Here is a 12109-nt window from a genome sequence, read left to right as displayed (position 1 = left end):
AAAAGATGATTTCATACTATATGTTATTCAAAAAGGAGACATCTGTGTAATCTTATGATTCCTGTATACAGATTCTTGGCACACGCGGTGTGATCAGACATGCAAATTCATAATTGAAACGACCGGATAATTCGCCAAGCTCTTCCATCGTGATACATTCGCTGCCGTCTTTTCCGAGAAGGGTCACCGGATCACCTTCTTTTGCTTCCGGAATTTCGGTCACATCGACCATAAACTGGTCCATGCAGACTCTGCCGCAGATCGGAGCCTTCTTCCCGTGAATAAGAACATAGCCTTTATTGGAAAGCCCTCTTGCATAACCATCCGCATAGCCGACCGGAATGGTTGCAATTCTTTTTTCTGACGGTGTCTCATAGATACCGCCATAACTGATCTTACGCCCTTTTCCCAGTGTCTTGACAAAAGCGATATGACTCTTTAAGGACATCACCGGATGAAGGGAAATATTGTGTGCCACTTCCTCCGATGGCCACATACCATAAAGCGTGATTCCGGCTCTTACCATATCCATATTTGCCTCCGGAATTTCTACAATTCCGGCACTGTTGGAGCAATGATGGATCGGTATTTTAACATTCCGTTCCTCTAACATTCTTATCATCTTCTGAAAAAGTGCAATCTGCTTTTTGGTTGGAGTTTTATCATACTCATCTGCCTGGGCAAAATGTGTAAAAATACCTTCAATCTCAATTCCAGGAAGCTGCGCAATCTTTGCAACCAGATCGGCACTCTCCTCTGTGACCTGCAGACCGATCCGGCTCATTCCGGTATCAATTTTAATATGGATATGACAGGTTTTATTTTTTCTGACAGCGATATCCGAAAGAGCTTTTGCCGCCTCATATTCACAGATTGCAGGACGTATTTCATTTTCCACTATGAGCTCATAATGTTCTGGAAAACTGATTCCAAGGATCAGAATCGGTTTCTTTCGCCCATCCGCAATCAGCATCTCCGCTTCATCTGCAGTTGCCACGGCAAATCCCCATACATACGGAAGGTCCTCGATTGTTTTTGCTACGGTCAGTGCCCCATGCCCGTAAGCATCTGCCTTGATGACGGCGGCAATTTTGGTTCCTTCTTTAATATTTTTATGCATGGATTCCATATTATAGCGCAGTGCATCTAAATCAATGCCTGCATAAACACGATTTTTTTTCATGATTTTTCTACCTCTTTGAGTCCTTCTATGATATCGGAAGCCATCATTCCCCGGACTCCACATTTTTCTTTTGCGGCATCTCCCGCCAGCCCGTGCACATACACCCCAAGAGGTGCTGCTTCCTCTGCTTTCATTCCCTGGGCAAGAAGGGAACCGATCACACCTGCCAGCACATCTCCGCTTCCGGCCGTTGCCATTCCATTATTTCCCGATAAATTTACATACGTCATGCCATCCGAAACGGCAGTAACCGTATGAAAATCTTTTAATACACAAATCACATGGAAACGCTTCGCAAAGGTTTCGGCAGATTGCTCCAGTGTGGTCAGAATTTCAGAAACCGGTTTTTTGGTCAGCCGGGACATTTCTCCGGGATGCGGTGTCAGAATAATGTCCGTCTTTGCCTGTTCTAAAAGTTCTGGCTGATCCGCAATGATATTTAACGCATCGGCGTCCAAAACCAGTGGAACGCGGCATTGTGCCAGAACGGTGGATGTCATGCGGCGTGCACGCTGTCCGGTTCCGATTCCCGGGCCAAATACTACGGCATCCGCCCACTGCAGCTGTTCTGCCAGCAAAGTTTCTTCCTCGTTTTCCTGCCCGGTAACAAGAACAGCTTCCGGAACCTTTGTCTGCAGAATCAGCCGGTTTTGTTCACAGGTGAATACCCGCACCAGGCCACTTCCCATACGATATGCAGCTTTTGCACAAAAGCATGCCGCTCCGGACATATTAACACTTCCGGCAATAATTAGCAACTTCCCATACGAACCTTTATTGGTATGTGCCATACGGGAGGGAAGTTTTTTTAAGTCTTCCGGTTCCAGAACAGCCGTATGCGGCTTATGATCCAGCCAGCTCTCCTGTGTAATTCCCATGGAAACCACATGTACCTTTCCGCAATATTCATTGCCCGGCCACAGATACTGTCCCTTTTTTCCAAATGAAAATGTAATTGTGTCGTCTGCACGAAAAGCCGTGCCAAGCACTGCTCCATCATCGGAACAGATTCCGGAAGCAATATCCACGGCAACTTTCCATCCGGATAATTGATTGAGCACGTCAATATCGTTTGCAAGCTCTCCGGATATTTCCCGGGACAGACCGGTTCCAAACAGGGCATCAATGACCACATCATAGGATGCCTCCCCTGCGGAAACCTTCTCCTTCTGTACAACCGGAATGGAATAGGCACTGCAGATCTGTTTTTGAACATCATAGGACGAACTGGTCCGATGCCCTTCTTCCTCTCCTGCCAGCCATACGAATACAAAAATCCCCTGTTCCCGTAAAAGTCTGGCAATGGCCAGTCCGTCTCCTCCGTTATTTCCGCTTCCACAGGCAATTAATGCTGTCGATAATTTATTTTGTTTAAGCAGTAAAAGCTTCTGCACAAAAGCCATCGATGCCTGTTCCATCAATACCAGTTCCGGTACATGAAACACCTGCGATGTATTCTGATCCAGAAGCTTCATTTCTTTTCCCGATACAAGATAACGCAAGATTTCTAACTCTCCTCTTCCTTTTGTGATTCTTTCGTATCGTTTTGTTTATTTTGTGCGCTGTCCTCTTCCACATCTTCATCTTCATAGTGAATATCGAACAGATCCAGAGTGGATGGTCCGAAGATATCATGCAGATACGCATAAATCTCACGATTGTTGATATCCCGATTCTGCTTACGGATGATATTTTTCTTTAAATCCACACGAACCTGATTGATCCAGGCATCAATATCATCGGATTCCTTTTTATTGACACGTATTTTTTCGTAAAAATATCCCATGCTCTGAAGCATCAGTTTCCGGTTGACATCACGGATCTGACGTGGAATTTCCAGCAGTTCGTCCTCATTTTCTTCCATTTTCTGATTGGTTTCATCAATCAGACGTTTATCTTCATCCAGCTTTTTTTCCCGCTGTGCATCCATATCTTCGGATGTAGTTCCGTCCATGTTTGCGACAATGCTTTCCATCAGCTGCTTTTTTACTTTTTTCAGCTGTTTTAACTCTTCATTCAGTTTTCCCTGTCTGGCAAGCAAAGCATTCAGCTCGTTTTCCGTTTCATGAATTTCGTCCGGCTTACCATGCACAGCAAAAAGCCGATGCCACTTCTCATCAAGTACAAGAATCGGCACCTGTTTGTCTGCCAGCGCTTTTTTAAATTCTTCATCATCCTTCATCGTATCACCTCTTTGTGTGCTACTTGGAGTTCTTCACGATATTATATGATAACTGCATCAGACTGTCCGACAAATGAACATTTTCGACAACCACACTTTTATCACTTAAATCCAGATCCACATGGGCAAAATTCCAGATGGCGCGAATTCCCAGATTCACAAGATGCTGTGCGGTATCTTCTGCCTTTTCTTTCGGGAGTGTTAAGGCTGCAATATCTACTTTATTTTTTTTGCAGTAATCATCCAGTTCATCCATCATATAAATCGGAATATCACGAACGGTCTGTCCTTTTAAAGATGGTTTTACATCAAACAACGCAGTAATGATAAAACCAAACCGTTCAAATTTTACATAATTTGTAATTGCCTGACCAAGATTTCCGGCACCGATCATGATAATATTATGGGTCTCATTTAACCCCAGTATTTTTCCGATCTCATCATACAGGTATTTCACATTATATCCGTAACCCTGTTGTCCAAACCCGCCAAAATTATTCAAATCCTGGCGAATCTGAGAGGCCGTCACCATCATCCGGTGACTCAGATCATTGGAGGAAATGCGCTCAACGCCTTCCTCCAGCAATTCTCCCAGATAACGGTAATATCTTGGCATACGACGGATGACAGCTTGTGAGATTTCCTTTTCCACAATTTCATCCTCCAATCCTTTTATTTATGAAAGAGAAGCTTCCAGTTCTGTCCGGATTGCCTTAATAAAATTCTCACTGTTTAATACCACCGGATTTTCAATGGTTGTAATCAAAGCAAGATCCTTTGTCATCTTTCCGGACTCAATGGTCTTTAAGCATGCTGCTTCCAGTTTATCCGCAAACTCACAGAGTGCCTGATTTTTATCCAGTTCTCCGCGCTTTCTGAGTGCTCCTGTCCATGCAAAAATGGTTGCGACGGAGTTTGTGGAAGTTTCTTCACCCTTCAGATGCTTATAATAATGTCTCTGAACGGTTCCGTGTGCAGCTTCATACTCATAATATCCATGCGGGGATACAAGTACGGAAGTCATCATGGCAAGAGAGCCGAATGCAGAACTGATCATATCACTCATAACATCACCGTCATAGTTTTTGCATGCCCAGATAAATCCGCCTTTTGACTTCATAACACGTGCAACCGCATCATCGATCAAAGTATAAAAATACTCAATTCCGGCTTTTTCAAATGCATCCTTGTAATTCTTCTCAAATACATCCTGGAAAATATCCTTAAAGGTATGGTCATATTTTTTGGAAATGGTATCCTTTGTTGCAAACCACAGATCCTGTTTTGTATCCAGTGCATATTTAAAGCAGCTGTGTGCAAAGCTTTCAATGGAATCGTCCAGGTTATGCTGTCCCTGTAATACACCGGCTCCGGTAAAATTATGGATCAGCTCACGCACGATGGTTCCATCCTCTGCAGTAAATACCAGCTCAGCTTTACCCGGTCCCGGAACCTTCATTTCTGATGCCTTATACACATCGCCATACGCATGTCTTGCAATCGTGATCGGTTTTTCCCAGGTCTTAACATTTGGCTCAATTCCCTTTACGACAATCGGCGCACGGAATACCGTTCCGTCAAGCATGGCACGGATGGTTCCGTTCGGACTCTTCCACATCTCTTTTAAATTATATTCTGTCATTCTTGCGGCATTCGGAGTGATCGTTGCGCATTTTACAGCAACACCGTATTTCTTTGTTGCATTTGCAGAATCAACCGTTACCTGATCGTTTGTCCGGTTACGCTCTTCCAGTCCCAGATCATAATACTCTGTTTTCAGATCAATAAACGGAAGTAACAGCTCATCCTTGATCATTTTCCAGAGAATTCTTGTCATTTCATCTCCGTCCATCTCTACCAGTGGTGTTGTCATTGTAATCTTGCTCATCGCTTCATTCTCCTTTATTTTATTTCATCAGATTTTCCCAACCGACTTTATCCATGTTGGATATCGTATTGCGGATATGGAGTCTGGCACACTCCTCCGCTGTCCGGGCATCCCTTGCCTTTAATGCCTCGGCAATTGCCCGGTGTTCATTGATCGACGCATGAGCCCGTGCTTTCTCTTCCAGTGTGATCCGCCGGATGCGCTGCAGATAATGATGATAGTCACGAAGCACACGTGTCAGTTCTTTGCTTGCGCATGCCTCATATACCATTTCATGGAAACGGTTATCCAGTTCCAGTATCTGATCCCAGTTTTCTTTGGAATAGTGAAAATCGGATAAAAATACGATTTCTTCCAGTTCCTCCAACTGTTCCTGCGTGATCCGCTCCGCTGCCCACCGGGCACATAATCCCTCTAAAAGCGTCCGTATCTCATAGATATCTTTGATATCCTGAAGGGTAACCCCTTCTACAAACGCTCCCTTGTTTGGAATGATATGTACCAGTCCTTCCAGTTCCAGCTGCCGAAGCGCTTCCCGGACAGGAGTCCGGCTCACTCCAAGATCGTCGCCAATATTCTTTTCCTTCAGTTCCTCATTCGCCTGATATTTTCCATTTAAAATATCTTCCCGAATGGAATGAAAAACTTTGGCACTTAATGAATAATGATCTTCTGCCATAATTTCACCTTATATAATATCGAATTTTTGTCTATAACACAATACCAAGCTCTTTACAAACGGAAGTAATTTCTACAACAAGTTCCTGATCCGTCATAACCGTCACGCGTCCGTCATCGTATTGTGTGTCTACCCAGTCTTTGATCCGGTGTACAAGTTCTGAGTTTTTGTCCACTTTCCGGTCATCCGGCAAATGATAATAATTGTTGATCCAGTGTGCAATACCTGCCAGACCTGAGGTATTCGATACTGCTACCAGAGGTGGACGGTTTAAAAATTTTCCGGTATCGAAAATGTTATAGATTTCCTCGTTTTTCAGTAATCCGTCTGCGTGAATACCGGCTCTTGTCACATTAAAGTTACTTCCGACAAACGGCGTCTGCGGCGGCTGTTTGTATCCCAGTTCTTTTTCATAATATTCGGAAAGTTCTGTGATCACGGTCGTATCCATGCCGTCGAGAGTGCCGCGCAGCTGGGCATACTCAAATACCATGGCTTCCAGAGGCGTATTACCGGTACGCTCTCCGATTCCAAACAGAGAACAGTTGACACCACTTGCTCCGTACAGCCATGCAGTGGTGGAATTGTTGACTGCTTTGTAAAAATCATTGTGTCCATGCCACTCAATCTGGGAAGAAGGAACTCCGGCATGTGTTGTCAGACCGTAAATGATTCCCGGCACACTTCGCGGAATTACGGCACCAGGGAAGTTTACCCCATATCCCATCGTATCGCAGGCACGTACCTTGATCGGAATCTTGTACTCATCCTGCAGTTTCATCAGTTCCACACAGAACGGAATTACAAATCCGTAAATATCGGAACGTGTGATATCCTCAAGATGACAGCGCGGACTGATGCCGGTCTCCAGACAGTCGCGGATCACGCTCAGGTACAGATTCATAACCTCCCGTCTTGTCATTTTCATTTTATAGAAAATATGGTAGTCAGAACAGCTGACAAGAATGCCCGTCTCGCGAAGACCCAGGTCTTTGACCAGCTGAAAGTCCTGTTTGCTGGCACGAATCCAGGAAGTGACTTCCGGAAACTGATAGCCACGTTCCATACATTTATATACCGCGTCGCGGTCTTTCTTACTATATAAGAAGAATTCACTCTGACGAATCTTTCCCTTCGGACCGCCAAGTTTATGTAAGTAATCATAAATCGTCACGATCTGTTCGGTGGTATACGGAGCACGGGACTGCTGCCCATCACGGAATGTGGTATCTGTAATCCAGATTTCATCCGGCATATTATGCGGAACAATACGATCGTTAAACGCAATCTTCGGAATCTCCTCATAGGGAAAAAGGTTCCGGAATGTATTCGGTTCATCCACATCTACCAGCTGATAAAAATGTTCTTCGAGCTGCAACAGGTTTGATTTGTCATTCATTACTACTTCTCTCATGTGCTGACTACTCCTTTTCATACATGAATAATTGTATACAATTATTACGTTATAAAATTATTTTAGCTATTTACTATAGGAAAGTCAATAAATTTTTCAGGAAAAAATGGAACCCTTTTGCTGCCGTCTCATACATTATACTGTAAATATATTTATTTGGAGGTCACTTATGAGTGATTTAACTGCTACAAACTGTGGATGTTCAACAGATAACGGATGTGGATGCAATTCTATTATCTGGATCATTCTTCTTCTCTCCTGCTGCGGAAATGGATCTTTCTGCGGAAACAACAACGGATGCGGATGCAGTGGCGGCGGAAACGACTGCTGCTGGCTGATTCTTCTTCTGTTATTCTGTGGCGGATGCGGCAACGGAAACGGATGCGGCGGAATCTTCTAATATTTGTGTTAGAAACGTGTGCAGCAAGGTGCACAACCAAAAAGGGATGCAATATCTGCATCCCTTTTTGCATATAAAATGCTATCCTTCTTTTGTGGCTTTTTCTTTCTGGATCTGACGTTCCACAGCCTCTTTTACCCTGCATTCCGTGGGAACATTCCGTCGTTTCAGGCATTCTTCATCCACTTCATAAACACTGTTTCCATCAATAATCAGTCTCTCATGCATCTGTTTTTTCCTTTTTCTTTTATTGTATTCATACAGACAGGCATTCTCTCATAAAATAATAGAAAAATTATATAGGATGTGTTATCCATGGATGAAAATAAATCCATCACGTATGACGATCTGATCCAGACGAGAAATACGCAGATCTTAAAGTCCATCGTACCGTTTTTAGACGTTCCGACACAAAAGCCGCTTGCCATGCTAATCCAGCTGATGGAATGGAAAAATGCCACAGCAGCTTTCTCCAGACAGGAGAACAGCATGGCTGCCTGTTCTCTGCCTGCCGGTACCAAACGGCGGGATGCAATGCTTAGTGCAGTCCGTAAATATTGTACCCCAAAAGAACAGGAAATGATTGATACCATACAGACACTGTTTTGTATTATGGAAAATCAGGATCTGTTTCACAATCCATAAATCCGCAGGAGGTTTTTGAATGGATTCCAATCTTTTGAACAATCCGGCGTTTGCCAATTTAAGTCCGGAAAAATTGCAATTTCTGCTCTCCTTTGCACAGAAAGAAAAACCTTTAAACATGAAAGATGCCATGCCGTTTCTTCTCTCAAATATGAGGCAGGCAAAGGAAAACCATATTGATTTCACAAAGCCTGAAATCGAACTGTTGTGTGATCTGCTGTCCAAAGACCTTCCGCCTGAGAGTCAGACGCAAATGAAAAAGATCATGTCCCTGATGTCGATGAACCGTTCACATCCAGCTCCCTGATCGGGATTTTTAAAATTTTATCCAGCGGGAACAGGCTTTTGCCTTTCCCGTCGGTTCCCTCATAATATTTTTCTCCTGCCGATTCAAACAGAATATATAAGGTATTGTCCCTTACATCGAGTTCTTCCGATGCCGGAGGCATTTCCACTTTCTTTCTCGGATGTTTCGGCCGGGTTGCGAGTGCCGTGACAGAGTCGTAACAATATAAATAGGAAGACTGGTTTCTTCCGTAGGAAGTGCTCAGATATACGTTTCCGGAATCATCGAACGTAACTCCCTGCACCTTTTGCGGAATTTTATAATCACTGAGGGCAATCAGTTTGTCCGTCTTTTTATCCAGATAATATGCCACCATTCGTGAATTCACCAGAAGTGTATGCGTTGCAATCCACAATCTTCCGCCATACCAGGTAATACAGGAAGGCGTATTTTTGACCGGAAACTCCTCCACAACATCTCTTGCATCCACGACATCTCCGGTATTCTGATATGCCATCAGTTCAATAAAATCGTAGGAGATCCGCTCCACACAGTTTTCATAGGAATTGCACACCCATACATTGTCACCGTCAAACGCAATTCCTCCCAGATGGCTGTTTTCATCCATTCCCAGTGTGACCATATATTCTCCGGTTTCCCGGTCAAACACCATAAGCTCTCCCATACAGTCATCTTCCGTGGAATAAGAAGTGATCAGCACAAATTCATCGGTCAGACAAATTCCCTGCGGGCACTGGGATGCACTGAAAATATATTCTTTTAACACATCTTCCTCCCGGGTATCCGGCATACCCGGAATATCAATTTCATTGTAAAAGCCGTAATCAAGATCTTTCAACAGAACCAGATTTTTACCGAAGCGGCTCTCTCTTTTGTGATAGTTATAATATTCTACATTGTAATAATTATTGATCTTTGCGGTCCACTTTGCGTAGAGAATGTAATGATCCTTACGATCCGTCGGAATGGTTTTTATCCGTTTGTGAAGCGCGGCATCGGAGTACCATCCAAGAAACCGGAATCCACTCCGGTATGGCGTATACAGCGGCTGCTCCCCGCTGAATGCCGGGTACGATTCTTTATTGAAAGAATTCTGTATGCCGCCTCCCAAAAAATACCCCACGGTAACCGTATCGCTTTTTGTGTGAACATTTGCAGGTTTTTGAAAGGAAGAACTCGAAGGGGCATAATTCTCCCCTTCGAGTTCTGTGTTTTTTGCATATGTCGGTGTCACGATAAAATTTAAGGTTATTGCAATCAATAATACAGCAAACACTGTACTATTCTTCTGTCTCCACAACTTTGCCTGCCCTCTCTTCTATTTCTCTTGCTGCCACATCCTCAGGTGCTTGTTCATACCGGGCAAATTCATAAGAAAATGTTCCGCTTCCGCTGGTCATTGACCGAAGCTGTGTATTATATCCATACAGTTCAAGATATGGAAGATCCGCATCGATCTCCTGATACCCGTTTTCTGCATTCATATTCATCACACGACCTCTGCGTTTATTCAGATCTCCCATGATTTCACCGGTATATTCCTCCGGAGTAATGATCTTTACAGAGGCGATCGGCTCTAACAATACCGGCTTCGCATCTAAAAATCCTTTCTTAAATGCCTGTTTGGCGGCTACTTTAAATGCCATCTCGGAGGAATCCACCGGATGATAGGAGCCATCATAGAGTACCGCTTTCACTCCGATTACCGGGTAGGCCGCAAGCGGTCCTTTCAAAACAGCTTCTGCAATTCCTTTTTCCACTGCTGGAAAATAATTTTTCGGAACGGCTCCACCCACAACACACTGTTCAAATACATAAGGGACCTCTAAATCCCCGCTCGGCTCAAATTTCATTTTAACATGGCCGTACTGTCCATGTCCACCGGACTGTTTTTTATATTTGTATTCAACATCTGATTTTCCACGTATGGTTTCGCGGAAAGCGACCTTTGGACGCATCAGTTCAATTTCTACTTTATACTTTTCAAGCAGCATACTCTGAACAATTTCAAGCTGCTGCTCACCCATGCCATATAACAGAGTCTGACGATTTTCACTGTCATTTACCACACGCAGCGTCTGATCTTCCATCAGAATTTTTTGCAGCGACTGGGAAATCTTATCCACATCCCCTTTGTTTTTTGCTTTGTAGCGCATAGATACGTACGGTTTTGAGAAATTCGTGCGAAGATAGGCAACCGGATTATTCCGTACGGACAGGGAATCCGTTGTCTGGGACTGGGACAGCTTTGCCAGTGCTCCGATATCCCCCGCATGAAGTTCTTTTACTTCCTCTGTTTTATTTCCGCGCAGAACGTACAGCTTTCCAATCTTTTCGTCACAATCCCTGTGATAATTAAATAAGACATCATCCGTCTTAAGCACACCGGAATTTACTTTGATCAGAGAATACTTTCCAATGTAAGGATCTACAATTGTCTTAAAAATATACGCACTCTTCGGTTTTGCAAAATCATAGTCCGCCGGATACACCTCGTTGTTTGTCGTATTGATTCCTGCGCAGGTCCGTTTGTCCGGGCTCGGAAAATATTTAACAATATCTGCCATCAGCGTATACATCCCGCGGGCAAGCGGATTCGATCCCATAAGAACCGGAACGATAGAACCATCCATGACATTTACCCTGAGCGCCTGACGAATTTCGTCCTCGGAGAATTCATCTCCGTTAAAATAACGGTCCATAAACTCCTCGCTGGTTTCTGCCACAGCTTCTAACAAAGCTTCCCTGCACAGATTAAGATTCTTTTGGGAATATTCCGGAACTTCAAATTTTTCAACGGTTCCCTCATCGGTCCATCGCTTTGCTTTCTGCTGGATGACATTGACATATCCGACAAACTGGCCATCCTCCCGGACCGGCAGATGAAACGGTGCAATTTTCTTTCCGTAAAGAGCCTGCAGATCTTCCACTACCTGACGGTAACTTGCATTGTCAATATCCATATCTGTCACAAAAATCATACGTGGAAGATGATTTTTTTCACAGATTTCCCAGGCGCGCCGCGTGCCTGTCTCGATTCCCGCTTTTCCGGAAATAACGATAATTGCTGCATCCGCTGCGGAAACTGCCTCTTCGACTTCCCCGACAAAATCAAAATAGCCTGGGGTATCCAAAACATTAATTTTGCTGTCTTTCCACGGGATCGCGACCACAGAAGTATGGATCGAAAACTGGCGTTTCGTCTCCTCCTTATCAAAATCACTGATGGTATTTTTATCTGCGACCGTCCCCATACGTGTCGTCAGACCTGCCAGATATGCCATGGCTTCCACCAGGGAAGTTTTGCCGCATCCTCCATGCCCCAGGAGAACCACATTACGAATTCTGTCTGTCGTATATACGTTCATAGTAAAACCCTCCTTTTTTAGAATATTTACTCTTTTATGGTTA

At 44.0% G+C, this 12109-nt stretch carries 13 protein-coding genes; 3 read left to right on the top strand and 10 right to left on the bottom strand.

The annotated features are described in order from the left end of the window. Nucleotides 1-52: 52 nt before the first annotated feature. The 7 genes from alr to M72_RS07705 are packed head-to-tail and all read right to left on the bottom strand — an operon-like array spanning nucleotide 53 to nucleotide 7346. Nucleotides 53-1183, bottom strand: coding sequence for an alanine racemase (gene alr / locus M72_RS07735; RefSeq protein ID WP_055067807.1), 1131 nt, complete (start codon nucleotides 1181-1183; stop codon nucleotides 53-55). After that, nucleotides 1180-2685 carry a bifunctional ADP-dependent NAD(P)H-hydrate dehydratase/NAD(P)H-hydrate epimerase gene (locus M72_RS07730; RefSeq protein ID WP_055067806.1) on the bottom strand — a complete coding sequence of 502 codons (1506 nt, stop codon included), beginning with the start codon at nucleotides 2683-2685 and terminating at the stop codon, nucleotides 1180-1182. The genes alr and M72_RS07730 overlap by 4 nt, the downstream gene beginning before the upstream one ends. Before the next feature lie 5 nt (nucleotides 2686-2690). Further along, nucleotides 2691-3365: a hypothetical protein gene (locus M72_RS07725; RefSeq protein WP_055067805.1), complete on the bottom strand. Its 675-nt coding sequence runs from the start codon at nucleotides 3363-3365 to the stop codon at nucleotides 2691-2693. Nucleotides 3366-3384: 19 nt separating this feature from the next. Further along, on the bottom strand, nucleotides 3385-4020 hold the full coding sequence (locus M72_RS07720; RefSeq protein WP_055067947.1) for a redox-sensing transcriptional repressor Rex: 636 nt from the start codon (nucleotides 4018-4020) through the stop codon (nucleotides 3385-3387). A gap of 21 nt (nucleotides 4021-4041) precedes the next feature. Further along, nucleotides 4042-5253 (bottom strand): NADP-dependent isocitrate dehydrogenase, encoded by a 1212-nt coding sequence (locus M72_RS07715; protein WP_055067804.1) that lies wholly within the window; start codon nucleotides 5251-5253, stop codon nucleotides 4042-4044. 19 nt (nucleotides 5254-5272) lie between these two features. Beyond that, nucleotides 5273-5932, bottom strand: a complete 660-nt coding sequence (locus M72_RS07710) for a GntR family transcriptional regulator (RefSeq protein ID WP_055067803.1) — start codon at nucleotides 5930-5932, stop codon at nucleotides 5273-5275. Nucleotides 5933-5963: 31 nt separating this feature from the next. Next, the gene (locus M72_RS07705) at nucleotides 5964-7346 is read right to left on the bottom strand and encodes a 2-isopropylmalate synthase (protein ID WP_022047071.1); all 1383 of its coding nucleotides are present in this window, start codon (nucleotides 7344-7346) and stop codon (nucleotides 5964-5966) included. Between the two features lie 169 nt (nucleotides 7347-7515). On the opposite strand from M72_RS07705, the gene M72_RS07700 reads away from it, so the two are divergent. Beyond that, nucleotides 7516-7746, top strand: coding sequence for a hypothetical protein (locus M72_RS07700; RefSeq protein ID WP_055067802.1), 231 nt, complete (start codon nucleotides 7516-7518; stop codon nucleotides 7744-7746). Between the two features lie 81 nt (nucleotides 7747-7827). Here M72_RS07700 and M72_RS17125 read toward each other — a convergent pair whose 3' ends face one another. After that, nucleotides 7828-7974, bottom strand: coding sequence for a hypothetical protein (locus tag M72_RS17125; protein ID WP_022047073.1), 147 nt, complete (start codon nucleotides 7972-7974; stop codon nucleotides 7828-7830). A gap of 87 nt (nucleotides 7975-8061) precedes the next feature. On the opposite strand from M72_RS17125, the gene M72_RS07695 reads away from it, so the two are divergent. Both M72_RS07695 and M72_RS07690 read left to right on the top strand, forming a co-directional pair. Beyond that, nucleotides 8062-8391: a hypothetical protein gene (locus M72_RS07695; protein WP_022047074.1), complete on the top strand. Its 330-nt coding sequence runs from the start codon at nucleotides 8062-8064 to the stop codon at nucleotides 8389-8391. 19 nt (nucleotides 8392-8410) lie between these two features. Continuing rightward, on the top strand, nucleotides 8411-8698 hold the full coding sequence (locus M72_RS07690) for a hypothetical protein (protein WP_055067801.1): 288 nt from the start codon (nucleotides 8411-8413) through the stop codon (nucleotides 8696-8698). Here the strand turns inward: M72_RS07690 and M72_RS07685 are convergent. Continuing rightward, nucleotides 8655-9998, bottom strand: coding sequence for an InlB B-repeat-containing protein (locus M72_RS07685; protein ID WP_261291803.1), 1344 nt, complete (start codon nucleotides 9996-9998; stop codon nucleotides 8655-8657). The genes M72_RS07690 and M72_RS07685 overlap by 44 nt on opposite strands. Then, nucleotides 9979-12066, bottom strand: coding sequence for an elongation factor G (locus M72_RS07680; RefSeq protein WP_055067799.1), 2088 nt, complete (start codon nucleotides 12064-12066; stop codon nucleotides 9979-9981). Before M72_RS07680 ends, M72_RS07685 begins: the two co-directional genes overlap by 20 nt. Nucleotides 12067-12109: the final 43 nt, after the last annotated feature.

The organism is Roseburia faecis (assembly GCF_001406815.1).
Taxonomy (GTDB): Bacteria; Bacillota; Clostridia; order Lachnospirales; family Lachnospiraceae; genus Roseburia; species Roseburia faecis.
The sequence above is the reverse complement of the archived record's forward strand: the minus strand, read 5'-3'. Positions and strand labels throughout refer to the sequence as shown.